This is a genomic window from Ruegeria sp. AF7 (assembly GCF_056541885.1).
The window spans coordinates 299,596-326,228 of record NZ_JBQFYX010000001.1; the positions used below are offsets into that span (position 1 = coordinate 299,596).

General features: G+C 58.7%; 28 protein-coding genes. 17 read left to right on the plus strand and 11 right to left on the minus strand.

From position 1 onward, the window contains the following. The first annotated feature begins 227 nt into the window (after positions 1-227). Positions 228-1,322, plus strand: a complete 1,095-nt coding sequence (locus ACR0AP_RS01525) for an anhydro-N-acetylmuramic acid kinase (protein ID WP_480505791.1) — start codon at positions 228-230, stop codon at positions 1,320-1,322. A 27-nt stretch (positions 1,323-1,349) separates the two neighbouring features. On the opposite strand, the gene ACR0AP_RS01530 is transcribed toward ACR0AP_RS01525, so the two are convergent. Then, positions 1,350-2,126: an extensin-like domain-containing protein gene (locus tag ACR0AP_RS01530; protein WP_480504861.1), complete on the minus strand. Its 777-nt coding sequence runs from the start codon at positions 2,124-2,126 to the stop codon at positions 1,350-1,352. Between the two features lie 90 nt (positions 2,127-2,216). After that, the gene (locus tag ACR0AP_RS01535; protein ID WP_480485391.1) at positions 2,217-2,636 is read right to left on the minus strand and encodes a cupin domain-containing protein; all 420 of its coding nucleotides are present in this window, start codon (positions 2,634-2,636) and stop codon (positions 2,217-2,219) included. 85 nt (positions 2,637-2,721) lie between these two features. Between ACR0AP_RS01535 and ACR0AP_RS01540 the strand changes: the two genes are divergently transcribed. The 7 genes from ACR0AP_RS01540 (at position 2,722) to ACR0AP_RS01570 (ending at position 8,959) form a co-directional block, all read left to right on the plus strand. After that, a complete protein-coding gene (locus ACR0AP_RS01540) occupies positions 2,722-4,140 on the plus strand; it encodes a protein adenylyltransferase SelO (RefSeq protein ID WP_480504863.1) in 1,419 nt (472 codons plus the stop codon). Between the two features lie 296 nt (positions 4,141-4,436). Continuing rightward, positions 4,437-5,141 carry an endonuclease/exonuclease/phosphatase family protein gene (locus ACR0AP_RS01545; protein ID WP_480481649.1) on the plus strand — a complete coding sequence of 235 codons (705 nt, stop codon included), beginning with the start codon at positions 4,437-4,439 and terminating at the stop codon, positions 5,139-5,141. 83 nt (positions 5,142-5,224) lie between these two features. After that, positions 5,225-5,638, plus strand: a complete 414-nt coding sequence (locus ACR0AP_RS01550) for a Fur family transcriptional regulator (RefSeq protein WP_209503686.1) — start codon at positions 5,225-5,227, stop codon at positions 5,636-5,638. 135 nt (positions 5,639-5,773) lie between these two features. After that, on the plus strand, positions 5,774-6,652 hold the full coding sequence (locus ACR0AP_RS01555; protein ID WP_480480558.1) for a DMT family transporter: 879 nt from the start codon (positions 5,774-5,776) through the stop codon (positions 6,650-6,652). Between the two features lie 136 nt (positions 6,653-6,788). Further along, a complete protein-coding gene (gene eno, locus ACR0AP_RS01560) occupies positions 6,789-8,066 on the plus strand; it encodes a phosphopyruvate hydratase (RefSeq protein WP_480504865.1) in 1,278 nt (425 codons plus the stop codon). Between the two features lie 48 nt (positions 8,067-8,114). Continuing rightward, positions 8,115-8,654 carry a GNAT family N-acetyltransferase gene (locus tag ACR0AP_RS01565; protein WP_480480562.1) on the plus strand — a complete coding sequence of 180 codons (540 nt, stop codon included), beginning with the start codon at positions 8,115-8,117 and terminating at the stop codon, positions 8,652-8,654. 140 nt (positions 8,655-8,794) lie between these two features. Then, complete coding sequence (locus ACR0AP_RS01570) at positions 8,795-8,959, plus strand: hypothetical protein (protein ID WP_480480564.1); 165 nt, start codon at positions 8,795-8,797, stop codon at positions 8,957-8,959. Here the strand turns inward: ACR0AP_RS01570 and ACR0AP_RS01575 are convergent. Genes ACR0AP_RS01575 through mazG form a run of 3 tightly spaced genes read right to left on the minus strand, consistent with a single transcriptional unit; the run spans position 8,956 to position 11,264 of the window. Then, positions 8,956-9,405 carry a GNAT family N-acetyltransferase gene (locus tag ACR0AP_RS01575; protein WP_480504867.1) on the minus strand — a complete coding sequence of 150 codons (450 nt, stop codon included), beginning with the start codon at positions 9,403-9,405 and terminating at the stop codon, positions 8,956-8,958. The genes ACR0AP_RS01570 and ACR0AP_RS01575 overlap by 4 nt on opposite strands. Continuing rightward, positions 9,402-10,343, minus strand: a complete 942-nt coding sequence (locus tag ACR0AP_RS01580) for a nucleoside hydrolase (RefSeq protein WP_480504870.1) — start codon at positions 10,341-10,343, stop codon at positions 9,402-9,404. Before ACR0AP_RS01580 ends, ACR0AP_RS01575 begins: the two co-directional genes overlap by 4 nt. 54 nt (positions 10,344-10,397) lie before the next feature. Beyond that, positions 10,398-11,264 carry a nucleoside triphosphate pyrophosphohydrolase gene (gene mazG / locus ACR0AP_RS01585; RefSeq protein ID WP_480505793.1) on the minus strand — a complete coding sequence of 289 codons (867 nt, stop codon included), beginning with the start codon at positions 11,262-11,264 and terminating at the stop codon, positions 10,398-10,400. A gap of 66 nt (positions 11,265-11,330) precedes the next feature. Here mazG and ACR0AP_RS01590 point away from each other — a divergent pair, with 66 nt between their 5' ends. The 5 genes from ACR0AP_RS01590 to ACR0AP_RS01610 all read left to right on the plus strand — a co-directional run bounded on the left by ACR0AP_RS01590 (position 11,331) and on the right by ACR0AP_RS01610 (position 15,395). Then, positions 11,331-12,494 (plus strand): M20 aminoacylase family protein, encoded by a 1,164-nt coding sequence (locus tag ACR0AP_RS01590; RefSeq protein ID WP_209503692.1) that lies wholly within the window; start codon positions 11,331-11,333, stop codon positions 12,492-12,494. Between the two features lie 30 nt (positions 12,495-12,524). Further along, entirely contained in the window at positions 12,525-13,499 is a 975-nt protein-coding gene (gene speB, locus ACR0AP_RS01595; RefSeq protein WP_480480570.1) for an agmatinase, read from the plus strand. An 89-nt stretch (positions 13,500-13,588) separates the two neighbouring features. Next, the gene (gene speB, locus ACR0AP_RS01600) at positions 13,589-14,536 is read left to right on the plus strand and encodes an agmatinase (protein ID WP_480504872.1); all 948 of its coding nucleotides are present in this window, start codon (positions 13,589-13,591) and stop codon (positions 14,534-14,536) included. A gap of 74 nt (positions 14,537-14,610) precedes the next feature. Then, positions 14,611-15,006, plus strand: a complete 396-nt coding sequence (locus tag ACR0AP_RS01605; protein ID WP_480504874.1) for a DUF1499 domain-containing protein — start codon at positions 14,611-14,613, stop codon at positions 15,004-15,006. A gap of 35 nt (positions 15,007-15,041) precedes the next feature. Then, positions 15,042-15,395 carry a DUF6404 family protein gene (locus ACR0AP_RS01610; RefSeq protein WP_480504876.1) on the plus strand — a complete coding sequence of 118 codons (354 nt, stop codon included), beginning with the start codon at positions 15,042-15,044 and terminating at the stop codon, positions 15,393-15,395. 3 nt (positions 15,396-15,398) lie between these two features. On the opposite strand, the gene ACR0AP_RS01615 is transcribed toward ACR0AP_RS01610, so the two are convergent. Continuing rightward, entirely contained in the window at positions 15,399-15,689 is a 291-nt protein-coding gene (locus tag ACR0AP_RS01615) for a hypothetical protein (RefSeq protein WP_480504878.1), read from the minus strand. 62 nt (positions 15,690-15,751) lie between these two features. Here ACR0AP_RS01615 and prfA point away from each other — a divergent pair, with 62 nt between their 5' ends. The 3 genes from prfA to ACR0AP_RS01630 all read left to right on the plus strand — a co-directional run bounded on the left by prfA (position 15,752) and on the right by ACR0AP_RS01630 (position 18,482). Continuing rightward, positions 15,752-16,807, plus strand: coding sequence for a peptide chain release factor 1 (gene prfA, locus ACR0AP_RS01620; protein WP_480505795.1), 1,056 nt, complete (start codon positions 15,752-15,754; stop codon positions 16,805-16,807). Then, on the plus strand, positions 16,804-17,649 hold the full coding sequence (prmC, locus tag ACR0AP_RS01625; RefSeq protein WP_480504880.1) for a peptide chain release factor N(5)-glutamine methyltransferase: 846 nt from the start codon (positions 16,804-16,806) through the stop codon (positions 17,647-17,649). Before prfA ends, prmC begins: the two co-directional genes overlap by 4 nt. 239 nt (positions 17,650-17,888) lie before the next feature. After that, complete coding sequence (locus tag ACR0AP_RS01630; RefSeq protein ID WP_480504882.1) at positions 17,889-18,482, plus strand: DUF4167 domain-containing protein; 594 nt, start codon at positions 17,889-17,891, stop codon at positions 18,480-18,482. 55 nt (positions 18,483-18,537) lie between these two features. Here ACR0AP_RS01630 and rsmA read toward each other — a convergent pair whose 3' ends face one another. From rsmA to lptG, 5 genes are all read right to left on the minus strand, one after another. Beyond that, positions 18,538-19,380, minus strand: a complete 843-nt coding sequence (gene rsmA, locus ACR0AP_RS01635) for a 16S rRNA (adenine(1518)-N(6)/adenine(1519)-N(6))-dimethyltransferase RsmA (protein ID WP_480485400.1) — start codon at positions 19,378-19,380, stop codon at positions 18,538-18,540. An 85-nt stretch (positions 19,381-19,465) separates the two neighbouring features. Then, positions 19,466-20,431 carry a 4-hydroxythreonine-4-phosphate dehydrogenase PdxA gene (gene pdxA / locus ACR0AP_RS01640; RefSeq protein ID WP_480504884.1) on the minus strand — a complete coding sequence of 322 codons (966 nt, stop codon included), beginning with the start codon at positions 20,429-20,431 and terminating at the stop codon, positions 19,466-19,468. After that, entirely contained in the window at positions 20,428-21,681 is a 1,254-nt protein-coding gene (locus tag ACR0AP_RS01645; protein WP_480504886.1) for a peptidylprolyl isomerase, read from the minus strand. Before ACR0AP_RS01645 ends, pdxA begins: the two co-directional genes overlap by 4 nt. After that, positions 21,672-23,834, minus strand: a complete 2,163-nt coding sequence (locus ACR0AP_RS01650; protein WP_480504888.1) for an LPS-assembly protein LptD — start codon at positions 23,832-23,834, stop codon at positions 21,672-21,674. The genes ACR0AP_RS01645 and ACR0AP_RS01650 overlap by 10 nt, the downstream gene beginning before the upstream one ends. Further along, entirely contained in the window at positions 23,834-24,934 is a 1,101-nt protein-coding gene (gene lptG, locus ACR0AP_RS01655) for an LPS export ABC transporter permease LptG (protein ID WP_480505797.1), read from the minus strand. Before lptG ends, ACR0AP_RS01650 begins: the two co-directional genes overlap by 1 nt. A gap of 229 nt (positions 24,935-25,163) precedes the next feature. Between lptG and ACR0AP_RS01660 the strand changes: the two genes are divergently transcribed. Then, positions 25,164-26,630, plus strand: coding sequence for a leucyl aminopeptidase (locus tag ACR0AP_RS01660; protein WP_480504890.1), 1,467 nt, complete (start codon positions 25,164-25,166; stop codon positions 26,628-26,630). Positions 26,631-26,633 lie beyond the last annotated feature (3 nt).

The following is a 26,633-nucleotide window of genomic DNA, read 5'->3' on the forward strand; positions in this document are numbered from 1 at the left end:
AAAGCGCGTGCTGTGATATGCGCGCGCAACTAGGTGGCCGGGGTGTTGATCCTGAGGCGCGAAGTCGGAAAAAAACCGACGCCCCCAATCAGAAGGCTTGCCAAGGCGGCATAACAAAAGCACCTTGACCAAGCTGCAACCCAGAGGTGAAGTCCAGAACTCCGGGCACGGCGGAAACAATGCCAGATCAGGAGGCGGGCGTGGGCCAAACCATCAAGAAACACGGAATGGTTCGGGCATTGGGCGCGATGTCCGGTACGTCGCTGGACGGGGTGGACGCTGCGGTGGTGGAAACCGACGGGCATTCCATCGCTGGATTCGGGAAAAGCGGCTATCGCGCCTATACCGACGCTGAACGCGATGTGCTGCGGGCGGCTTTGGGGCAATGGCACGGCCCGCAGGTCGATGCGGCGGCTGAAATGGTAACCATAGCCCATGCCGAGGCGCTGTCCGAGTTCGAAGATGTAGATCTGATCGGCTTTCACGGCCAGACGCTGGTGCATGAACCGCGCGGGCGTGGCACACTGCAGGTGGGCGATGGTCTTGGTCTGGCGCAGGCGCTGGGGCGCCCGGTGGTCTGGGACTTCCGGAGCGACGACGTGTCGATGGGGGGCGAGGGTGCTCCGCTGGCACCGTTTTTTCACTTTGCTTGCGCCAAGTGGTTTGGCGCGGACCGCCCGTTGTGCTTTCTGAACCTGGGCGGTGTTGGTAATCTGACCTATGTGGACCCAAGCTTTGATGGTCCCGAGGCGCCGGGGGCGCTGCTTGCCTTTGATACGGGGCCGGCGAATGCACCGGTCGATGACCTGATGCAGGCCCGGCTGGGGCAGCCGCTGGACCGGGATGGTGCGGTTGCGCGCAATGGCACCGTCGAAATGGGTGCGCTGGAGCTGTTCCTGGCTGAGCCTTTCTTCGCACGCATGCCGCCCAAGTCGCTGGACCGGAATGATTTCTCTGAGATGATCGACCTGGTGAAAGAACTGGGTGACGCTGACGCGGTGGCGACCCTGACCGGGATGTGCGCAGCGGGGGTGGTGCAGGGGATGGAACATTGTCCGCAACCGCCGTCTTGCGTGCTGGTTACAGGCGGTGGACGGCGCAATCCGGTGTTGATGGAGATGCTGCGCGTGTCCCTCGACTGCCCGGTCGAACCGGTCGAGGCCGTGGGGCTGGACGGTGATATGCTCGAGGCGCAGGCTTTTGCCTATCTGGCCGTGCGTGTGGCGCGGGGATTGCCAACCTCGTGCCCGGGAACAACCGGGGTGAAAGCGCTGGTGGGTGGCGGCATGGTCAGTACTGTGAACGCTCAACCGGTGGGTTGAGGTTGCATACAGGTAACGGCTAACGCGTTATCGACACACAGGCTTGCCACTGCGACGGGCTGTGTCGAAGTGAAAATGCCCTTTGTGATACCGGTCAGCATCAGGACCAAGAACAGTTCCAAACAGGCCACAGGCTCCGCTGTGCAACTCTCGTAACACGGTGCTTTGATCGGTGTCGCTCCATCCGTCCTGAACGGTGATCTGCGTTCCGTCCTGCAACACGAAGGTCGAGATATCGATGGCCCGACCCCGCGCATGTTCGGAAATGCGCGCATAGGGCTGGTTGTTCTGCGTCTTGCAGGCATAGTGGCCAACAACGCGCATCCCCTTGAGCCCACCACCCAGATCAGCGAAGACGGGTTTGGCGACGTTTTCGATCCACGTTTTCAGCGTGACAGCTGTCTGACAGTCCATCAGCGAAAACTGGCTGAGCGCAATGTCCGAAATTCTGTAAATCCGGACCGGGTTGGCGATGCCGCAACCCAGCGCTTTTCCAGCCAAAGACGCGCGGGTTTCGCCCAGAATGGTCCAGTCACCACAGACCGCGCCGCGGTCGCGCATACGCTGACGACCCACTTCAAACTGGCGGAACTTGCAAGGGCGCAGCGCAGGGCGTTTCGAGATCAGCACCGCAGGTTCAACAGTCGCAGCAGGTTCGATGTGTTCAGTTGCGACTTCCTCCTCCAAATCGGGTAGTGCCAATTCGGATGAATGGGGGGATTCTGCACAGGCGGTCTCTGCGCTCGCAAGACAGGTGCTTGCGAACAGAAGCAGAAGGACCAGAAAGATGTGTTTCACAATCACCCGATGCTCCGATACCTGCGGTTGCGTTTACAGAATGATAAATGCGTAACTTTCTGTAAACTCACCTTTTCAGAGCATCCCCAGATCAACCTATCCCCGAGGGATATCAAACCCAGGTTCTGCCAGTTGGAACCCATCGAATTGAAATCCGGGAGACACTGTACAACTGACCAGCGTGTAATCACCGGTGCTGCGCGCGGCCTGCCAATGGCCGGTGGGAACAATCAGTTGCGGTGCGCCCCGAGACAAATCGGGTGACAGCACATGGTCAACCGCCGGGCCCTTGTCTGTTGCGCTCAAGGACAGGATTAATGGCGCGCCCGCGTGGTAGAGCCAGATCTCGGTCGCGTCGACCCGGTGCCAGTGGCTGCTTTCCCCCGCCTGCAGCAAGAAGTAGATGCAGGTGCCGGTCGGGCGGCCCTTGTTCTCGGCGCGCCAGGTTTCCGCGTACCAGCCGCCCTCGGGGTGAGGTTGCAGGTTCAGGCGGTCGATGATCTCTTGTGCGGTCATGTGGCCCTCGTGTGTTTGACGCGATTATGCACGGTAAGGTGTGATCCGCTATGGTATTCGTGCGCACGGGGAATATGTTTGCCGCATGACACTGACCATTCCATTCGATAACTCATATGCCCGCCTGCCGGACGCGTTTTTTGCGCGACAGAAACCGGCGCCTGTACGCGCGCCCAAGCTGATCGCGTTCAATGATGATCTGGCACGGCTGTTGCAGGTCCATCCAGGCGACGTGCAAGAGATGGCGGAAGCCTTTGCAGGTAATCGCATCCCCAATGGTGCGGACCCCATCGCGCAGCTTTATTCCGGGCATCAGTTTGGCCAGTACAACCCGCAGCTTGGGGACGGGCGCGCGGTGCTGTTGGGCGAAACTGTCGGAACGGATGGTGTGCGGCGGGATGTTCAGCTGAAAGGCTCGGGCCCGACGCCGTTTTCACGTAGGGGCGACGGCAGGGCTTGGCTGGGTCCGGTTCTGCGCGAATACGTGGTGTCCGAGGCGATGCACGCGTTGGGCATCACCACAACACGCGCACTGGCGGCGGTAGAGACCGGTGAAACCGTGTTCCGGGAGGGCCCGATGCCCGGTGCGGTGCTCACCCGGGTTGCAACCAGCCATTTGCGGGTAGGCACCTTTCAGGTCTTTGCTGCGCGGGGGCAGTTGGACAATCTGCGGCGCCTGACGGACTATGCCATCGCGCGCCACTATCCCGCAGCCCAAGGTCCAATGGGCCTGTTGCGGGCCGTTCGGGATGCGCAGGCCCGCCTGATCGCTTGGTGGATGAGCGTGGGCTTTATCCATGGGGTCATGAACACCGACAATTGCTCGATCGCGGGTGAGACCATCGATTATGGCCCCTGTGCCTTCATGGACGTTTATCACCCCAATACGGTCTACAGCTCGATAGATCGGATGGGCCGTTATGCCTATGCCAACCAGCCAGATATTGCAGTGTGGAATCTGGCGCAGCTGGCAACCTCTTTGATCCAGCAGATGGACAACAAGGACGCCGCTGTTGAGGAGGCGACCGAGATCGTGCATGCCATGCCGGACCTGCTGCAACAGAACTGGTTGACCCGGTTCCGGGCAAAGGTCGGACTGACGACCGCTGAAGAAGGCGATCAGGCGCTGATCACCGATCTGCTAAAACGCATGGCCGAGGGGCAGGCTGATTTCACCAACACCTTCCGTGCGCTGGGCAAAGATACCGCGCGCGATCAGTTTATCGACCCGCAGGCCTTTGACAGCTGGGCAGAGGGCTGGCGTCCACGCTTGGCACGTGAGGCGTTACCGCATGACGTGATGACCGCAGCGAACCCAGCCTTTATTCCGCGCAATCACCGGGTCGAGCAGATGATCCAATCAGCGGTGGCGGGGGATTACCAGCCGTTCCATCGGCTGAACGCCGTCCTCGCACGGCCTTACGACGATCAGGCAGATGCGGACGATCTGAAACGGCCCCCGACCGATAACGAGGTCGTGCACGCCACGTTCTGTGGTACGTGACGGTCAAACATCTCTGGTAGTCGCTCGGTGCGGTATGGTTTCGCGGGGAGGGGCGAATTGTTTTGTCCGGTCTAAATCGGTGTTGGATGCGCTGAAACTGCGGCACTTCCGTCCTGCCGCTCCCGGATGAAATGAGGGGAAACCCATTTGTTTCCGGCCGCGTCACGTGCCGGGTTTTTAAGCGAAATACCATTCCAAGGCGACTTCCCCGGTTGCCGTTGCTGCGAAGTGAAACTGAAGGGTTGCGTCCGGCGGCAGGCGTGTCACTTTGGGTCAAGCCCACTGGTCAGATCTATATGCAGTCATCTTCCACCCTTCGCATTGCCAGCTATAACATTCAGAAATGCCTCGGGCTGGATTTCCGGCGCCAGCCGCAGCGCATTTTGCAGGTCATCGAACATATGCAGGCCGATATCGTTGTGTTGCAGGAGGCCGACAAACGTCTGCCGCCGCGCCCGGCGGCCCTGCCGCATTTCATGCTGGATGAAGCCGGTTGGCAGATCGTCGATCTGGGCGGTGCCGGCAGTCTGGGCTGGCATGGCAACGCGGTGATCTGGCGTGGCGAGGGCCTTTCGGTCCGGCGGACCGGACATCACGAATTGCCCGGGCTTGAACCGCGCGGCGCGGTCCGTGTCGAATTTGATACCCCTATCGGGCCGTTGCGGGTGATGGGTATGCATCTGGGGCTGTTGCCCGCATCGCGACGTCAGCAGATCTCGCATATCAGGCGGTTTGATAAAGAGCTGGAGCAGATGCCGACTGTCTGGGCGGGGGATTTCAACGAATGGTCCCGACAGCCGATTCTGGATCACCTGGCACCCGAAATGCGTTTCCTGCCCCCCAAGCCAAGTTTTCCCGCCGCGCAGCCGCTGGGCGCGCTGGATCGGATCGCGCTGGGCGCGGGCGTCAGGGCCACTGCGCATGGTGTCCATGACGCGCGCCCCGCACATATCGCATCGGATCATTTGCCGGTTTGGGCTGATTTGGCGCGCGTGGCTTAACTTCAACGGAAAAGAAGAAATCCCTGTGGCGCAAAGTGCGCAGACATACTAAGACAGACACCCGAGCAATTCTGAGGGGCATCATGTCGGAAACGATTATTGGACGTTGTGAGGCCAAAGGTCTGCGCATGACCGGTCAAAGAAGGATCATCGCGCAGGTATTGGAACAAAGCGACGACCATCCGGATGTCGAAGAACTGTACGCGCGTGCTTCTGCCATCGACACAGGCATCTCGATTGCGACGGTGTATCGTACGGTCAAACTGTTCGAAGAGGCCGGTATTCTGGAGCGTCTGGAGTTCGGCGATGGGCGGGCCCGTTACGAGGATGCCGAGCGCGATCACCACGATCACCTGATCGACATGCAGTCGGGCGAGGTCATCGAATTTGTCGATCCCGAGATCGAAGCCCTGCAGGAAAAGATCGCCGCCAAGCTTGGGTACAAGCTGAAAGGGCATCGGCTGGAACTGTACGGCGTACCGCTCAAGCAGGAGTGATCCATCACAAATCGCGAACGGCCCCACCACGTTAATTCATTGAACGTTTCGGGAATTGGCTTGCCAGACGTCGCCGGTTGCGGTTCATGTGCCCGGACACTGCACCCCAAGTACCCTTTTCCTGTGGACGCGCGCATGAATAACGTAAACGGCATCCTTTTGCTGATCGGCTCGATGGCGGCCTTTTCGCTTGAGGATATGTTCATCAAGTTCCTGTCGGGCGCTGTGCCGACCGGTCAGATCATGGTGTGTCTGGGTGTGTTCTGCGGGCTTGTCTTTGCGGTGATGTCGGTGGTCACCCGCAAACGCATCTTCGATCCCGTGGCGTGGAAACTGCTGCCGATGCTACGCGCAGGGACAGAAGGATTCGGTGCCGTGACCTTTGTCACCGCGCTGTCGCTGATCGATCTGTCCACTGTCGCCGCCGTGTTTCAAGCCATGCCGCTTGCCGTGACCATGGGCGCGGCCCTGTTTCTGGGAGAGCAGGTCGGCTGGCGCCGCTGGAGCGCCATTGGTGTCGGCTTTGTCGGTGTTCTGATGATCATTCGCCCCGGATTGGAAGGGTTTCAGCCAGATTCACTGTTTGTCGTTCTGACCGTGTTTGCGATTGCGGCGCGTGATCTGATAACCCGCAAGCTGGATGTTCGGGTGGCTTCATCCGTTGTGGCGATGCAGGCGTATATCGCAGTGGCGCTGGCCGGGTTGCTGTTGATGGTTATTTCAGGAACACCCTTCGTGCCGGTACAAAGCGACCAGGCAGGTCCGTACCTGGGGGCGATCGGTTTTGGTGTTCTAGGGTATTACGGCATCGTCACGGCCATGCGGGTTGGCGAGGCTTCGGCCATGATGCCATTCCGTTACACGCGTCTGGTGTTTTCGATCCTTGCCGGAATGCTGATGTTCGGGGAACGCCCTGACGCGCTGACAATGGCAGGGGCGAGCCTCATCATCGGATCTGGCCTGTACACCTTTATCCGCGAGCGACGTTTGGCGCGCAATCTGGTCCCGGCGTGAACCTGTTGGCGCAAACAGCAAACTGTTAGCCCTAAAGGTCGGTAAATATGCGTGTTAGCGATAACGGAACCGGTTTACTTTTGGCCGGTTGCTGCTATGACGCGTGCAACCGACTGCAGCCATAGGGACAGACCTCATGAGCACCATTATTGACATCCACGCGCGCGAAATTCTGGACAGCCGGGGCAACCCGACGGTCGAGGTCGACGTGATTCTGGAAGACGGCACCATGGGCCGCGCCGCCGTACCGTCCGGTGCGTCCACCGGCGCACATGAAGCCGTTGAAAAACGCGACGGCGACAAATCCCGCTATATGGGCAAAGGGGTTCTGGAAGCCGTGGCCGCCGTGAATGGTGAAATCGCCGAGGAACTGGTGGGTTTTGACGCGACAGAGCAAGTGGCCATCGATCAGGCGATGATCGAACTGGACGGAACCAATAACAAAGGCCGTCTGGGTGCCAACGCCATTCTGGGCGTGTCGCTGGCAACTGCCAAAGCCGCAGCGGATTTCACCACGCAGCCCCTTTATCGCTACGTCGGCGGCACCTCGGCCCGCGTGCTACCGGTGCCTATGATGAATATCATCAACGGCGGCGAACATGCCGACAACCCGATCGACATTCAGGAATTCATGATCATGCCAACCTCGGCCGCGAATATTCGCGAGGCTGTGCGCATGGGGTCCGAAGTGTTCCACACCCTGAAGAAAGAGCTGTCGGCTGCCGGTCTGGCCACCGGTGTCGGTGACGAGGGCGGATTTGCCCCGAACATCGCCAGCACACGCGAGGCGCTGGATTTCATCCTGAAGTCCATTGAAAAGGCGGGCTACAAACCGGGAGAAGAAATCCACCTGGCCTTGGATTGTGCGGCGACCGAGTATTACAAGGACGGCAAATACGTTTTGGCGGGCGAGGGGATCACCCTGACATCCGAGGAGAACGCAACTTATCTGGCGGCGCTGGTCAATGACTATCCGATCATCTCGATCGAAGATGGCATGTCCGAGGATGACTGGGACGGCTGGAAAGCCTTGACCGACGCCATCGGCGACAAGGTGCAGTTGGTGGGCGACGACCTGTTTGTGACCAATCCGGCGCGCTTGGCCGAAGGGATCAAGCGCGGCTGCGCGAACTCGATGCTGGTCAAGGTGAACCAGATCGGATCGCTGACCGAAACCCTGCGCGCCGTCGATATGGCGCACCGTGCGCGTTACACAAACGTGATGTCGCACCGTTCGGGCGAGACCGAGGATGCCACCATTGCTGATCTGGCGGTGGCGACCAATTGCGGTCAGATCAAAACTGGCTCGCTGGCGCGGTCGGACCGGTTGGCCAAATACAACCAGTTGATCCGCATCGAAGAATCGCTGGGCGAGGTTGCGGAATACGCAGGCGCGTCGATCCTTCGCAAATAACGCACTTGGTGCTAGGCTGGCCCCTGGGTTTAATCCGGGGGTCGCATTGTGCTGAACATCATCGAACCGGAAACGCCGGACCAGTTTGAAGCGGTTCGGCGTTTGTGTTGGGATTACAGGGATTTCCTGCTGGCGCTGGATGAAAGAACCGCCCAGATCGTTCAGGCCTTCTACCCAAGCGAAAAATACACCCGTGTAATGGACAACATCGACGCGGAACACACGCCGCCGAACGGTGGGATCAAACTGGCATTACTGCATGGGGAACCGGTCGGCTGCGGCATGTTTCACACGTACGAGCCTGGTGTGGCTGAAATCAAACGCGTATTTGTAACTGACGCAGCAAGAGGGACCGGCGCAGGCTGTGCCATCATGCTTTCGCTGATCGAAATGTGTCGAGATCTTGGGTTCGACTATATTCGAATGGACACCGGCAAACCCCTGGAAGCGGCGACTCGGTTATACCTGTCTTTGGGCTTTCACCTGCGCGACGCCTATTACCAAACTCCTGAAATCGCACGTGACCACCTGCTTTTTTTCGAGATGCCGCTATTTGAGAATGACACGCGCGGGCCTGAGAAAAGTTAGAGTTTTCAGGGATATATCCGTCTGTTTTGGAGGTGTTTGACAATAAAAATGTGGCTTATCTATTCTTATGTGTGAACTTGTTACTTATCACGTCCACACCGAATGCCGTAGTTTGTCTTCATTGCAGAAAGGAGACTACGATGTCTGTATCCAAATTCCTTCTGATAATCGCTACAACGTCCATCACAGTATTGTCCGCCTGCGCGGGTCCGGGAACGTATCCGATAACCGGAGAACAGGTTTCGTCGAATGACCCGGTTCAGGACATGAATCCGGCAAATATCTTCCGCGGCGAGTCGCGCTAAAGTACCTTGCTCATCAGCATATACCTGTCACGTTGTCTGAACCCGGTGCGCAGATAGAGCTTTTGGGCAGATTCATTGTTTCGGTCGACTTCCAGATGAAGAGCCATCAGGCCTGCCCCGGCAAGCGCTTTGGGCAGGTCCAAAAGAACCTCGGAGGCAATGCCGCGGCCCCGAACGGCGGGGCGTATATAGATCTCGTCCACGAAACCGTCCATGCCGCCGAACTCGACTGACCAGCCAAAGGTCAGGATGATATATCCCAACGGCGCACGTCCGGGCCCGATCAGATAGACACAGCCATGAGGGATGCCATCCAGCATGGGGGCGAGGGCATTGCGTGTCTTGTCGGCGTCTTGTGTCAGCCCGGCCTCGGTATGAAAGGCGGTGACCAGCGTCATAAGGCGATCCAGATCGTCGGGGCGCGCAAGGCGGAGGGCAGCGCTCATAGTCTGGCCAGCCTTTCTGTCAGTAAGGTAAAAAAGCCGTCGGCGTCGATTTCTCCCATGAACAGCGCATTTGGTGCGCGGTTGGTGACACCCCACCAATCGGCGACGGTCATGCCCAAGGTCAGGTCAGACCCTGTTTCAATCTCGACATTCACCCGGCGGCCCGAAAACAGCTCGGGGCGTATCAGATAAGCGGTGACGCAAGGGTCGTGCAGGGGAGCACCCGCGCTGCCGTATTTCTCTTTGTCGAAGCGTTCAAAGAAATCCGTCATCTCGGCCACGGCATTTCCTACCTTGCTTTCCAATGCGCGGAACGCGTCATTTCGTGGTTTGGTCACTAACGCCTTGTGTGTGACATCCAATGGCATGACAACGATTGGCTTTCCGGATTTGAATACGATATCAGCAGCTTCTGGGTCGACATAGATGTTGAATTCAGCGGTGGGGGTGATGTTGCCGACTTCGAAATACGCCCCGCCCATCAAGACGATTTCCTGCACGTGGTCGATGATATCGGGGGCTTTGCGAAATGCAGTCGCGATGTTTGTCAGCGGCCCCAGCGGACACAGGGTCACTGTTCCCGGTTCTTCAGCGCGCAGTGTGTCGATTATGAAATCCACTGCGTGACCTTCGGCCAATGGCATCTGCGGATCCGGCAGGACCGGGCCATCCAGCCCGGTTTTCCCGTGCACATGTTCTGCGGTGACAAGTGGGCGGTTCAGCGGTTTGTCGCAGCCCGCATAAACCGGCACATCCGTACGTCCGGCCAATTCACAAACGATTCGGGCGTTCTTAGCCGTGAGGACGAGCGGGACGTTGCCCGCGACGGCCGTGATACCCAGAACCTCGATCTCGTCCGGGCTGGCCAGCGCCAGCAGGATGGCGACGGCGTCATCCTGTCCGGGATCGGTGTCGATGATGATCTTGCGAGGGGGCATAGGCGTCTCCGGGGGTCGTGAAGGTGGGACACTCGCAAGTGTCGGATCGCTTGTCTACCCGTTTCTGGTCGCGGCCAGTGTATCCACCGGCGGGAGTTTGCCATTCGCGCGATGCTCTTCCGTTTTGACCTCGTCCCACAGCGCATCCATCTCGGCCAGATCGCTTTGCGTGGGGGTCTTGCCCCGTTCGGCCAGCCGGGCTTCGACCTTTTCAAAGCGACGGGTGAACTTGGCATTGGTGCGACGCAGGGCGGCTTCGGGTTCGATGCCAAGATGACGGCCCAGATTGACCATCACGAACAGCAGATCGCCGAACTCGTCTTCCAGCGCGTCGGCATCCATTTTGTCGCGCGCCTCTTCCAGTTCGGCCGCTTCTTCGGTGATCTTGGCCAGCACATGGCTGGCGTCAGGCCAGTCGAACCCCACTCGAGCGGCACGTTTTTGCAGCTTATGCGCGCGCAACAGGGCGGGCAGGTTTGCAGCCACACCGTCCAGTGCACCTTTTTGTTCTTTGCCCGCCCGCTCGGCGGCTTTGATGGCTTCCCAATCTTTGGTTTGCTGGTCGGCCGACTTGTCGCGGGATTCATCGCCAAACACATGCGGATGGCGGCTGACCATCTTGTCGGACATGGTGCGCACCACGTCCTGAAAGGTGAAATGTCCTGCTTCTTCTGCCATTTGGGCGTGAAACACGGATTGGAACAGCAAATCCCCCAGCTCTCCCTTAAGCTCGTCATAGGCTTCGCGTTCGATGGCGTCAGCGACCTCATAGGCCTCTTCGATCGTATAGGGGGCGATGGTCGCGAAATCCTGTTCGATATCCCACGGGCAGCCGGATTGCGGATCGCGCAGGCGGCGCATGATTTCCAGCAGCCGTTCGATACCTGCATTGCTGTCATGGATCAGAGGATTTTCAGCCATTGCGAACCCTTTCATTCCGGTGTCAGATGCATCCATTCCGCAGTCCCGATCAGGAGTCCACCCCAGATGCCCGTCGTCAACCGAATTGCCGATTTCTCTGCCGACATGACCAGATGGCGCCAGTATCTGCATACCATCCCCGAGTTGGAATTCGAATGCCATGAAACGGCAGCCTTTGTGGCCGAACGTCTGCGTGAGTTCGGGGTTGATGAGTTGCATGAGGGGATCGCAAAGACCGGGATGGTCGCGATCATCAACGGGCAGGGCGACGGGCCGACGATTGGCTTGCGCGCCGATATGGATGCGTTGCCAATTACCGAGGAAACGGGCGTTGACTATGCCTCTCAGAACCCCGGAAAGATGCATGCCTGCGGCCATGACGGGCATACTACCATGCTACTGGGCGCGGCACGTTATCTGGCCGAGACGCGAAATTTCAGCGGTCGCGTGGCGCTGATCTTTCAACCCGCCGAGGAAGATGGCGGTGGTGCTGGTGTGATGGTCGAAGAAGGCATCATGGACCGGTTCGACATCTCACAGGTCTACGCGCTGCACAACGCGCCGGGATTTGCCGAAGGGACATTCTATACCACGCCGGGGCCGATCATGGCGGCTGTCGATACGTTCGAAGTGCATATTCAGGGAGTCGGTGGCCACGGTGCGATGCCGCATGAAACCCGTGATCCGGTTATGGCGGCCTGTGGGATTGCGCAGGCCATTCAGACCATTGTCAGCCGCAACCATTATGCGCTGGATGATCTTGTTGTCTCGGTCACGCAAATCCACACCGGCACGGTCAACAACGTGATCCCGGATACGGCCTATATCAACGGCACCGTTCGAACATTCGACCCGAACGTCCAGCAGATGGTGATGCGGCGCATGGCCGAGATTGTCGAGGGGCAAGCCAAATCCTATGGGGTCGAGGCGCGATTGGAATACAATGTAGATTACCCTGCCACCATCAATGATGCCGAAAAGGCGGGATTTGCGACCGAGGTGGCGCGTGAAATATCCGGAGACGACCGCGTCACCGGCAATACCGGGCGCGAGATGGGGGCCGAGGATTTCTCGTACATGCTGCAAAAGCGCCCCGGTGCTTATTTGTTCCTTGGGCAGGGCGAAGGCGCAGGGCTGCATCATCCGAAATACAACTTTAACGACGAAATCGCGCCGGTGGGCGCGTCGTTTTTCGCGCGGATCGTGGAAAAAGCGCAGCCGTTGAGCTGATAAAGGTTCGGGAAAGGGACTACAGAAGACATGGCACTGGAAGACGCAAGAAACCAGGTGGATGAGGCATTCACCAATCCGGACCTCAAAGGGTTGTCTTATGAAAATACGTTCGGCGGGGCGACGTCTTTTCTGCGGCGGCTTTACACCAAGAACCTGAAGGGTGTGGACATCGCCGTTACTGGCGTGCCGTTTGATCAGGCAGTTACGAACCGGCCCGGCACGCGCCTTGGCCCGCGGGCGATCCGTGAGGCCAGCGCGCTTCAGTCGCCCGATGCGCCTTATGGCTGGCCCTTTGATGCGCTGAGTGAACTGGCGATCGTGGATTATGGCGATATGGCTTATGATTACGCCAATATCCCGGCCTTTCCTGACACGCTGACCGACCACATCCGAACCATTCTGGCTGCTGATGTGGCGTCGGTCGCGTTGGGTGGCGATCACTATATCAGCTTTCCGATCCTCAAGGCCTATGCCGAGAAATTCGGGCCAATGTCCCTGCTGCAATTCGATGCGCATACCGACACATGGGCCGACGACGACATGTCCCGCGTGGATCACGGGACAATGTTCTACAAGGCGGTAAAGTCGGGCATTGTCGATCCGAAACGCTCGGTCCAGGTGGGTATTCGCACGACGAACGAGGATACGCTGGGCGTGAACATCATCGATGCGCGCGAGGTTTATGAATCGGGACCAGCTGCTGTGGCAGAGAAGATCAAGAACATTCTTGGTGACAGCCCCGTTTACCTCAGCTTTGACATCGACGGTCTTGACCCGGCTTTTGCCCCTGGTACGGGCACGCCAGTCTGGGGTGGATTAAGCTCGATTCAGGCGCAAATCATCCTGCGCGACATTGCCGGGATCAATATCAAGGGCGGGGACGTTGTCGAAGTATCGCCGCCCTTTGACACCTCAGGTGCGACAGCGATTGCTGGGGCCCATGTGGCGACGCAGATCATTTGCCTGTTGGGGTGGAACAAGCTGGATAAAGCAGATGGGTAAACCCGCAAGGGTTCACGTTAACCAACAGTTAGCCATGCTTAAGGTATGTGCTGGATCAAGTGACGAACAGGGACGGGACCATTACGCACATGACCGAATTCAACCAACCACTTAGCGGGAATGATCTGGCCCGGTTTTCCGGGCCGAACACATTCATGCGCCTGCCGCAGGCCTCCTCGCTTGAGGGGTTGGATGTGGCGGTGCTGGGGGTGCCGATGGATATCGGCACGTCGTGGCGGTCGGGCACGCGCTTTGGCCCCAAGCAGATCCGCGGCGAAAGCGCGATGATCCGGCCCTATAACATGGCCACCAGAGCGGCCCCGTTCGACAGTTTGCAGATAGCCGATATTGGGGATCTGGCGATCAACACCTTCTCGCTTGCGGACAGCCTCAGGATCATCAAGGAAAGCTATGACGCCATTTTGGCGAAAGGCGTGATCCCGATGGCCATGGGGGGCGATCATTCGATCACCCTGCCGATCCTGCGAGCCATCAAGGCAATACACGGGCCCGTGGCGCTGGTGCATGTGGACGCTCATGCCGATGTGAATGACGAGATGTTCGGTGAACGCGAAACCCACGGCACCGTTTTCCGTCGTGCATATGAAGAGGGGCTGATTGTTCCCGACAAGACGTTCCAGATCGGCATTCGCGGCTCGGGTTATGCAGCCTCGGATTTTACCGAGGCCAAGGACTGGGGCTTCCGCCAGTTCCCCGCATGGGAGCTGTGGCAGCAGAACCTGACCCAGATCGGATCGCAGGTTCGCAAGATCATTGGGGACCACCCGGTTTACATCTCGTACGACATCGACAGCCTTGATCCCGCATACGCTCCGGGCACCGGCACGCCGGAAATCGCGGGTCTTTCGACACCGCAAGCGCTGCAACTGATCCATGCCCTGCATGGGGTAAACGTGGTGGGATGCGATCTGGTCGAAGTCTCACCCCCTTATGATCCATCGGGCAACACAGCACTGACAGCAGCCAATCTGATCTATGAGATGCTGTGCATCCTTCCGGGTGTGACGTCGCGGTAAGACGCGGTGGAATGTCTTGCCGCCGGTTTTGTTCCGCTTAGGGTTCACAAAAGGGATGGAGCGGGATGAAAAAGATGGCTTTGTGGGCAGTGATTGCGCTTGTGGTTGGGGCGGGCGCCTATGTCCGGCTGGCACCGTCAGACCCTGCGCGGTGGCACGTCGCTTTGGTTTCGACCGAAAGCCAGAACTTGCCGGGTGGTGTGTTGCGCGTTGTTGAAACCGGCCCCGACGGGTTGCAGCGTCTTGACAAGGTTGCCCAAGCCACGCCGCGCACTACAGTATTGGCCGGCTCGGTCAGCGAGGGCATGATCACCTATATCACCCGCACGAAATGGATCGGCTTTCCCGACTACACCACGGCTCAGCAGGACGGAGACACCCTGCGCATTCACGGCCGCTTGCGGTTTGGTCGCAAGGATTTCGGGGTGAACAGGACGCGGGTCGATGGGTGGTTGACTGCACTTCAATAGATTGAAATCAAGGGGAAAGTTCCTAAATTGGACGTATGAATGACTATGAGAAAAAGTTCCATAATGCATTGGCTGAAATTGAGCAGGCCGGTGTTAAGCAGCACATAAGAATTGAGTCTGAGCTTGAACGATTGAAAGCCCTTGGCTTTGAACCAAGACCCTTTCTGTATTGGGCTTCGCCATTAACCAATGTTGCTGTGTTTGTCTTGTTGACCTTGATAGTTGCTTCGGTTCAGGCCGGGGTAACTGTCATTCTTGGCGAGAACTTTTGCCTTCCCAATATATTTGGCCCTGCAGCGTTGGCCGCCGTACCACTTACTTTGCTGACAGTCGCACTCAGGCTGTTCCAACATTGGGCGTGCAATTTGAGCAAGTGGGAAGACTTGTAGCGCTCAGAGAGAGTTGTCACCATCTGGTGGTGTATCCAAATTAGGCCAGTCCGAGTGTAACCCAGACGACAAACACCCCTCCTGAACCTCGCGCCACATGGGAACGTTCAGGGACATCTGGCATTGCGCGGTGAACATGCGTCCGTCGACCTGAAGGCAGATCATTTCACCCAGTTCGATGCGTGACCCGGATGTGTCGGTGCAATAGCAATCCCGCGTCTTGCCGTCAGGGCCGATGTAATCGGCGAATGCAGGCGTGGTCGTCACCAGCAGAGTAAGAAAAACCCGTTTCATGGCTGCCAGCTTAGCATGACGTTGCCCTTGACCAAAGCCCCCGGATGAGAGACACCGCCGGGATGATCCCCGAAGAACGTCTTGAACAGATCACCCAGCGTTTTCAGTACCTCGAAGCTGCCATGGCCGATGGCGCGTCGGGTGGTGATATTGCGGCGCTGGCCAAAGAATATTCCGACCTCAAGCCTGTCGTCGATCAGATCATGGCCTGGCGACAGCTGGTGGGAGATCTGGCCGAGGCGCAGGCGATGCTGACCGACCCGGACATGAAAGAGCTTGCCGAGGAGGAAATCCCCGAGTTGCAGGCTCGCATCCCCAAGGCGGAAACCGCGCTCCAACTGGCATTGTTGCCAAAGGATGCGGCAGATGCCCGTCCGGCGATGCTGGAAATTCGCCCTGGCACCGGCGGGGACGAGGCCGCTTTGTTCGCGAGTGATCTATTGCGCATGTATCAGCGATACGCCGAGGCGCGTGGCTGGAAATTCGAGATTATCGAAGAGCAGGCCTCGGATCTGGGCGGCATCAAGGAAGTGGTCGCCCATATCAAAGGCGACAATGTCTTTGCGCGCTTGAAATATGAATCCGGCGTCCATCGGGTGCAGCGCGTGCCCGAAACCGAAAGCGGGGGGCGCATTCACACCTCGGCGGCGACAGTGGCGGTTCTGCCCGAGGCCGAGGATGTAGACATCCAGATCGACGCCACTGATATCCGAATCGATACGATGCGGAGCTCGGGTGCCGGGGGACAGCACGTGAACACGACAGACTCGGCTGTGCGGATCACGCATCTTCCGACGGGATTGGTGGTGACGAGTTCCGAAAAATCTCAGCACCGCAACCGCGAAATCGCCATGCAGGTTCTGAAGACGCGCTTGTACGATCTGGAACGGCAGCGGATTGACAGTGAACGCTCGGCAGATCGTGCCAATCAGGTTGGCTCGGGGGATCGCTCGGAACGCATTCGTACTTATAACTTCCCGCAAGGGCGCATGACCGACCACCGGATCAACCTGACGCTCTATAAGCTGGATCAGGTGATGCAGGGCGATCTGGACGAGGTGATTGATGCGCTGACGGCGGATGATCAGGCCCGGCTCCTGGCTGAGATGGCACAATGACAGGTCTGCAAACAGCGGCACAGGCGATGGTGGCGGCGACAGCGCGCCTGCGTGCGGCCGGTGTGGACGATCCGGCGCGCGACGCGCGTTTGTTGCTGGCCCACGCTGCACGGATTGAAGCCAGCCGGGTGACGCTGATTGCCCCGGAAGAATTACAGCCTGAAATTGCCGAGCGTTATGATCAGCTGATCTCCTTGCGTGCCATTCGGGTTCCGGTGTCGCATCTGTTGGGTGAGCGGGAGTTTTACGGCCGCAGGTTCCGCGTCAGCCGGGATGTCCTTGATCCGCGCCCGGAAACTGAAACCCTGATCGAAGCAGCGTTGAGCGAACCATTTGATCATGTCCTCGACCTGGGGCTGGGCTCGGGGTGTATCCTGATAACCCTTCTGGCCGAACGCAGCAGTGCCACGGGCTTGGGTGTTGATCTGAGCGAAGCCGCCTGCCTGCAAGCCAGTGCCAATGCGGTTCAGCATCAGGTAGAGGCGCGGGTTGAGATCCTTCGATCAAACTGGCTTGAAAACATTGAGGGGCAGTTCGACCTTATTGTTTCCAACCCGCCGTATATCTCAGTGTCTGAGATGGAAGAGCTTTCACCCGAAGTGCGTGAGCACGAGCCGCGTATGGCCCTGACGGATGAAGGGGACGGGTTGGGCGCGTATCGTCGGATCGCGGCGGCGACCCCGGATTTTCTGTTTCCGGGCGGGCGAATTCTTGTCGAAATTGGTCCGACGCAGGCGGTAAAAGTATCAGCCCTGTTCGACGCCGCCGGGTTGGTGGACGTTCGGGTGATCCATGATCTGGACGGTCGCGACCGCGTTGTCGGCGCGAGAATGCCGGGTTGAGCGGCGGGTTTGCGGCAAAAACCGCCGACCTGAGCAAAAAAGCTGGTGAAAACCCGAGATTCCTCTTGTCTGCGCCGTCAGGACATGTTTACTCAGGATTAGTCGGCGAGGTTGACGCTGTTGCAGCGCACCCCTGACGCCAAGCCCAAAAAGTCGACTTCCCGTCACGGCAAACGCCTTAGAGCAGTGCAAAACACGGGTTGAACGACATCGCATAGATAAGGCTGACGTAAAGTAAGATGAGATCTTCCAAACCCCGTTCGCGGGCCAAGAATAACCGCAATCGTCCTTCTGGCGGCAACGTCGTAAACCGGGTTTTTGACAGCTCGGGTCCTGAAGGCAAGGTCCGTGGCACGCCGCAACAGATTATTGACAAATACAACCAGTTGGCACGTGACGCTCAGCTGTCGAATGACCGCGTGGCGGCAGAAAACTTCCAGCAACACGCGGAACACTACCTGCGGATGCTGAGCGAGGCGCAGCGCGAGATTGATGCACGCCGTGAAGAGCAGGAGCGCCAGAACCGCGAACGCCAGGCCGAGCGCGACCGTGAACGTGCCGAACGTCAGGAACGCGAAGCGACCCGCCAGGCTGATCCGGCCGAAGCACCGCAGCCTGATGTGATGGACCTTAACCATCAGGCTTCAGAGCCCGATAGCGGTCTGGTAGAGACCCCGGAAAACAAAGAAACCCCGGCGGCTGAAACACCGGAAGAGGCTCCGCGCAAGGAAAAACCCGCGCGCAAGCCACGCGCCCGGAAGCCCAAACCAGCACCGGAGGCAAAAGAGGATGCTCCTGCCGACACGGGGGACGCACCGGAGGCGGCAGAATAAAGCCGATGTCAAAAGAACCAAGCCCCGAGGTTTAACTCGGGGCTTTTTCGTTTGATCAGGTTTTCTTGACTTCGCGCGCCAAAGCGCAGAACGCTTCCAGCGGGACTTGCTCGGCACGGTCCGTGGGCTTGATACCTGCGGCCAGAAGGCGGTCTTCGATATCCGGGGCAATGCCTTTGAGTGAGGCGCGCAGCATCTTGCGGCGTTGGTTGAAGGCGGCAGCCACGACGCGCGACAGGGTGGCGGCATCGGCGGGATAGCGTGGCTCGGGCAAGGCGGTCAGGTGGACCACGGCGCTTGAAACCTTGGGCGGCGGAGTGAAGGCCCCGGGGGGAAGCAACATGGCGATACGTGCCTCTGCCCGCCATTGGGCAAGGATGGCAAGGCGTCCATAGGCTTTGCTGCCGGGTTGGGCAACAATACGCTCGGCCACTTCGCGTTGGAACATCAGCGTCAGGCTCTGCCAGAATGGGGGCCATTCGGGCGGTGTCAGCCAACGCACCAGCAGCTCGGTGCCGACATTGTAGGGCAGGTTGGCGGCGACGCGGATTGGCGGTGTCAGATATTCAAGCGGGTTGATCTCCAGTGCGTCGCCGTTGATCACCTCAAGCCGACCCGGATACGCGGCGGCGATGTCGTTCAGGGCGGCAATGCACCGTGTATCTTTTTCGACGGCCACGACCTTGCGCGCGCCTTCGGACAGCAGGCCTCGTGTCAACCCACCGGGACCGGGGCCGATTTCAAGCACATCGCATTCTGACAAATCGCCGGCTTGTCGGGCGATCTTGGCAGTCAGGTTCAGATCCAACAGGAAATTCTGCCCCAGCGATTTGCGCGCGGAAAGCTGGTGGGTTGCGATGACCTCGCGCAGAGGGGGAAGCGTGTCTATAGCGCTCATGATCGGAATACCTTGGCGCCAGTTAAAGGGGCTGTGCCCGAGATTTTTGTGCCTCCGGCGGGGATATTTTCAGCCAGGTGAAGGATCAAGAGCTTTTTACCATGCGTTGGGCAAGTTTCAGGGCTTCGATCAGGCTGGAGGGGTTGGCGATGCCTTTCCCCGCGATGTCCAGTGCTGTTCCGTGGTCGGGCGAGGTACGGATAAACGGCAGGCCAAGGGTGACATTCACGCCCCGGTCGAAATCCAGCGTCTTGATCGGGATCAGGGCCTGATCGTGATACATGGCGATGGCGGCGTCATAGCGGGTGCGGGCGGCTGCGTGAAACAGCGTATCCGCAGGGTGGGGGCCTGTAATTGTCGCGTCCTCGGGGTTCAGATCGGCCAGCATCGGAGCAATCCAGTCGAGCTCCTCTGTGCCCATCTTGCCGCCTTCACCTGCGTGCGGGTTCAGGCCTGCAACTGCGATCCGGGGATGCGCGATACCGAACTGATCACGCAAACCGCGTGCAGTGATTTCAATCGTTTCGCGCAGAAGATCAGGGGTAAGTGCTGCGGGAACCTGTGACAATGGAATGTGAATCGTCGCGGGAACGACGCGCAACTGCTCGCTGGCCAGCATCATGACAACCCGGCGGGTTCCGGAAAGGGCCGCCAGAAACTCGGTATGGCCGGGAAAGGTGAAGCCTGCGCCGTCGATCAGGGCTTTCTTGTTGATCGGTGCAGTGCAAAGCGCTGCGGCCTCACCGGTCTGTACCAGTTCGGTGCCGGTTTCGATGGCATCAACCACCGATGGCGCGTTGGCCGGATTCGGCTGGCCGAATACGTTCGCGGCGGGAAAATCCATGTGAAGAACGGGCAGGGCCCGGCCACAGGCTTCAGCAACCTGACTTGGGTGTTCGATTTTAGCAACGGGTGTGCCTGCTGGCAGGTGGCTGGCGTCCCCGATATAGAAGAACGGGCAGGCATCGCGCAGTTCAGCCCACGCCTTGGCCGCGATTTCCGGGCCGATACCGGCCGGTTCGCCGCAGCTGAGCGCGACGGGCCGTATCATTCCTGAGTAATGACAGCGTCAGCCCGCAGCTGCTCCACCAGACTGGCCGCAAAGGCCTGAAGACGTTGCTGCGCCAGCGCGTTGGCGACATCGCCCCGAGAGGTGTCTTCGCCCAGATCCCGCGTGCGGTTGCACAGCATCAGAAACACAAGCGTCTGACCATTGTTGCGGGTCAGAGTCGCCGACGCTTCGTTCCGGTCCAGCTTGGCCAGTTCCACGGCAATATCACCGGGCACCTCGGAAGGTGCGGCTTCGACCCGGTCCAGAACTTCGGCGGGCTGATCCTTGGCAATGCCATAGAGATCATCACAAGTGTCGATTTCTTCTTTCAACTTCGCGGCCCGCGAAAGGGTTTCGGCGCTGCGCCCGCCAGGCAGGTAATAGGCGGCATAATCCAACTTTGAAATGCGCGGAGCGCCGGTTGCGACTTCGCGCAAGCCCCGCATCTGAAACAGGGCAACCGCGTTCGGCAGGGTGATCGGGTCGGTGATCTCACCGGTCTGAAGCCCCAGGATGACAGGTTGAAGCGCCGGGGGCAGGTTCGAGATGTTCAGCCACTCCAGACGTCCACCCTGACCCCGTGTTGCGGCTGCGGAATACTGAGCGGCGGCAGCAGAAAACGCGTCCTGCCCTTCAAGGCGCGAGATTTCTTCGGCCAACAGCTCGGTCTGGGCAACCGTTTGCGGGTTTACCGGGATAATGATTTCGGACAGCAAGACCTGCAATCCGCCTCCGCCCGTCTGGCCCAGTGCACGATCGATCTCATCCTCGGTCGGGCGGGCCTGCGAAAGATAACGAGAGCTAATATAGTCGCGCCATGCCAGTTGATCCGCGACATAATCCCGGACCGTTTCAGGGTCGACGCCAGCGTCGCCGAGAAGTTTCAGGAATTGTTCGGATGACAGTTGTCCGCGCGCGGCGAATTCGTCGATGCCCAGCTGAACGGCCTCGGGCGTCGCTTGCACGCCGGCGTCGCGCATGACCTGCTTGCGCAGTTTTTCATCAATCAGGGCATCCCTGACGTCAGCTTCGTTGTCACCGGGCAAACCCAGAACATTCAGAAATTGCAGGCGCTGTTCAAGCTCGTACCAGGTGACAATGTCCTGATTGACGCGGATCGCGGGTGAGAACAGGCTTTGCGCGCCACTCTGATGAGGCGCGATTGCAAAAACTGCGGCAACCAGTGCCGGTGTGACCGGTTTAAGCCAACCGGAACGGAGAAACCTGGAGAAACCTGATATCAACTGCATGTTCTCTTGTATGTCTTGCCACCGCCTTCAAGGGCGTACCCTGTCAGAGAAAGGGTAAAGCCGAATTCTGTCGAAGGCTCAATAGTGGATGTTGAAGTAAAGCGCCGACTTACGGACATGTTAACCCGAACGCATTCGTTCTGATAGGTCACACCCAGACCCAGCCGGATCGGCTCCGACTCAGCCAGATCGTAGCGCGCCAGGGCATTGGTCAGCCAGTTCTGATCGACCTGGTAGCGCCCAAGAAGCAGAATTTCCGAGATTTCTTCGGTGATGTTTTCCGCTGGGTCCGGCTCTTGCCAGATATAGCTGCCGGAAAGGCCGGCATTTTCGGATACCCATGCGCCGCGCAGCTCGGCTTTGACAAAACTTAGATCCCCGTCTATCAGACCGCGCCCGGCAAGTGACCAGCCATTGGCCGTGCTGATCTGCCCGGCTACCAGCAAATCCGATGATGTGCCCTGCAAGCCCGATGTGAGCGTGAAGTTTGGATCGGCGTCGGCCCGAAACACTTGGCCCACAGTCGCCTGGGCCTGCCAACCACCCGCGCCATACCGGGCCCAGTTCAGGCCAACAACACCCGTGGCGCTGTTCTCGCGCTGATCTTCAGCAGGAAACCGCGAGAGGGAAAGAAGGTTGCCCTGATCGAATTCCTGAAAAGTGCTTTCATCATTCGGAACATCGGTGTCCGATACATGTGTCCATCCGAACTGCGCGATCGGTTCGAGGAACTGAACAGCCCCCGATTCTTCGCGCCGGGTCATTGGATAACGGAGAGTTAAAGCCGCGCGCGGCGTAGATCGGGTCACATTGTCGGGGTAGTTGCTGTCGTGGCGAATGTTGAAAGTGTCAACCGACGCCCCCAGCGTGGTATCGATCCGCAGCCCCGATGAGAAAGTCCAGCTGCGCAGCCATTCGGCATCGAAGGTGGCCCGTGCAATGTCGCGACCAACAACATCTGTATCGCTGGTGCGTTCGTGCGCGTGACCGATAAAAGCCAGCCGAACCTCGCCACCTAGCGTGCTGGGAAAATAGCGTTTTTCATAGTTGAGATCGAAGACGCGAGACGGAATCTCGTCCTGATTTTCGCTGTCCCGCAGTGTTTTGTAGTAGATCACGCCGGTTTTGAACGCGCTGTCGCGCTTAATCCGCTCCAGCGCAATTTCGCTGCGCAAACGGTCGAGGTCCGGCAAGCCATAGTCAGCCAGGTAGGCATCGTCGGATGTGGTTTCCAGATTGAAGGTCAGCCGGAAATCGTTTTTCAGATTGAACCAGCCTTTGGCAAACAGGTAGCCGCGATCCTGGTCGGGTTGCACATCATCCCGTGTATACGCGCCATCCACCTGAATACGTCCGTTTACGAAGGCCTGACGATAGCGGTATCCCAGAGTAGTCGTCTTGGCTGAGACGTAAGGCGTAAGTGTCAGGTCCTTATGATCGCCAAGCTTGAAGAAATAGGGGACCTGAACCCCAGTGCCCAATTGCGAGGTGCTGCGGATCGAAGGAACCAGAAATCCGGTTGCCCTCTCGAGCGTTGGGTCGGGCAGGCGCAGATAAGGAAAGTAGAATACCGGATAATCCAACACCCGAAGCTGCGCGCCTTCGAAATATAGTTGCCGTTCCAGTTGATCATGCGTGACTTTGCGCGCCCGGATTTGCCAAAGAGGCGGCCTGCCGTCGTTGCAGACATGACAGGATGTGGCTGAAACCTTGCTGAATTGTGTATAACGGCCTGCGGCCCGTTTCGCCTGAACCGAGGCGATCTGTACCTGCTGTTCAAACACCATGCGCGCACCAACCAGCAGTCCGTTCTGAATTCCGCTGTCCAGTTGCCCTGAATCCGCCAGCAGGGTGGTCTGACCACCCTGATCGATACGAATGGGGCCTTCCAGTGTCAGCTCGCCAGTCTCGCGGTCATATGTGATACGATGGGCGGACAATTTGGTGTCGCCCTGAAAGGCCTCGACATTGCCTTCAGCCACAAGTTTGCGCTCAGGCGTGATGAATACCTTGTCGGCCACCAGCAAGGCAGGCTCTTGCTGCGCTTGTGCGCCCTGTGGCTGTGGTTGGCCTTGAGAGGTCTGTGCTGCAAGTCCCGTCGGGATGGATAAAGCGAGTGCACTGGTAAGCAACACAGGAACGATATGCCGCATCAGCCGTCCTCCGCATGCAGTAGCAGACCTAGAGACAACAGAATTGCGGCAAAGGGCGGTGCCCAGGCGGCGATATAGATGGGCAATTGTCCGTTTTCCCCAAGGATTTGCGCGAAATTGCGCACGAAATAGATGGCAAATCCAAGCAGGACGGCTGTCAGGACCGCGATCCCTGTGCCGCCGAACCGAACGTGGCGCATGGTGAACGCGGCCCCGATCAGAACCATCGAGATCAGAAAGAAAGGCCGGGCCAGCTGTACCTGCAGCCAGACCTCATATTGCTTGGTCGAGAATCCCGCCTCGCGCAGGTCGCTGATTAACTGGGGCAGGTCGTATACCGAAACCGAATCCTGTTGCCCCAAAGTGTCCATGATCCGCTGCCGGGTCAGTGAGGTTGGCAGCTCCAGACGCTCGTGTGCAACCGAGTTGGATTCGGGGTTTTGCCCGTCCTCCAAAGCCCATACCTTTGCTTTGGAAAGAACCCAGTTCCCGCCTTCCAACTCTGCCCGGTCCGCAACAATTTGCTGGGTCGGTTTGCCATCCCGCCCAAAAGTGATGACGGTAACTCCGTCCAGCCGCAGCTTGTCTTGGTTCGACGTTGCCCGGGCGTGGATGACAGCCTGCCCATTCTCGGCAGACTGGCGCAGCCAAAGGCCCTCGCTGCTGATCGAAAGGGCCGAACTGCCGTTGTTTCGGTAGGAATCCGACAAGCGCCGGAATTCTTCGGATGTGGCTGCTGCAATAGGGTTCAGCAGCGCGACTGCCAGCGTGCCGATGATCAGCGACAACAGGACAGGCGCAACCAAGGCGCGGATGCCCGAGCGGCCAGTTGCACGGGTCACCACAAGTTCGGACGTACGTGCCAGCCCGACGAACAGCGCAATGGTGGACAGGATGACCAGCAGAGGCAGCATTTCGCTGATGGCAGCTGGAGTATTCAGCAGTGTGAGGTGCAACAGCTGGGCAAAAGACAGGTCGAAATCGTCAAAGCGGCGAATCTGTTCGATCAGATCGATGAGAATCATCAAGGTCAGAAAAATACCTCCGATGACCATGAAGCTTTGCAGAAACCGGCGAGCGAAGTAACGGTCCAGGATCATGGGCGCGACCCCATTGCGCCTGTAGTGCGAGGGTTCGGGCCGATATCGCGCCTGCGCAATGCTGCGCGCGACAGCGTATGCCTGCCCTGTCGTACCACGTTTTTCTCCCCCGAGCCTGCCGGTCATTTTTTCGGGACCTTAATGCAATTGAAAGGCGGGGAAAACTGCTATCTGGTCAATGCGTGCCCCGCGGGCTAGGTCTTGGGGAACAGAATTCGAGGAGTGTACAATGAGCAGTCTGATACCGATCCGTTTTCAGGAATTTGACCTTGAGGCTATGGCGCAGGCCGGGGGGCGCGTCGCTATCATCATTCCGGATGACGGTAAGATGAGCCCGGCAGCCCGCCGGGCAAACCGTCTGACGAAGGGCGGCTTGGCGCGGCTTGTTGAAAGCGAGAGTTTCAGAAAGTCGAAGACAGGTGATGTCGTCTCGATGGCATGGCCCACAGGGATGGCGGCAGAGGCGCTGGATGTTCTGGTTCTGCCACGTCGTCCCGAGGCCGGCGAAGCCCGCAAGGCAGGGGCGGCGCTGGCTAAGCTGGCAGGCGGCAAGGACATGCTGGTGATGGTGGGCAATCAGGCGCGGGCCGAGGATCTGGCACTGGGGATTGTTCTGCGCAGCTATGAATTCGACGCGCATAAAACCAAGGAAAGCCAGAAGGCGGGCACAGTGACAATCAGCCACGCAAAGCCTGTAGAGATCGAGGCAGATTTTGCACCTCTCTATGCAATTGCTGATGGCGTTCGGATGACGCGCGATCTGACCAATGAACCGGCAAATGTTTTGACCACTACCGAATTCGCGGACCGTCTGGTTGAGATGCAGGAGCTGGGTCTTGAGGTCGAAGTGCTGGACGAAGACAAGCTGACCGAGTTGGGGATGCGCACATTGCTAAGCGTCGGGCAGGGCTCGGACAGCCCTTCGAAAGTGGTGGTGATACAGTGGAATGGCGGTGCCAAGGACGACGCGCCTCTGGCTTTGGTCGGAAAAGGCGTAGTGTTCGACACGGGTGGTATCTCGCTCAAACCAGCTGCTGGCATGGAAGAGATGACCATGGACATGGGCGGAGCCGGAGTTGTTGCGGGCACCATGCGCGCGCTGGCCAAGCGCAAGGCAAAAGCCAATGTCGTGGGGCTGGTTGGTCTGGTCGAGAATATGCCATCAGGTAACGCCACCCGTCCGGGTGATGTGGTCAGGTCTATGAAAGGTGATACGGTCGAGATCATCAACACCGACGCCGAGGGCCGTCTGGTTCTGTGTGACGTGATGTGGTACGCGCAGGAACGGTTCAAGCCGGTCGGCATGATCGATCTGGCAACTTTGACCGGTGCGATCATTATCGGGTTGGGCCATGAGAATGCTGGTGTCTTTTCGAACAATGACACATTCTGCGATGCCTTCCTGAAATCTGCCAAGGCCGAGGATGAAGGCGCCTGGCGGATGCCATTGGGCGATGCCTATGACAAATTGCTGAAATCGCGCATTGCCGACGTGAAAAACGTGGGCGGTCGTCCCGCGGGTTCAGTCACCGCCGCGCAATTCCTGCAGCGTTTCGTGAAAGAGGAAACGCCGTGGATTCACCTGGATATTGCGGGGGTCGCCTCGGTTGCCGACGAGACATCTTATGCGCCCAAAGGCGCCACCGGCTGGGGCGTACGCGCACTGAGCCGGTTTGTGCAGGACAATTTCGAGTAGGCA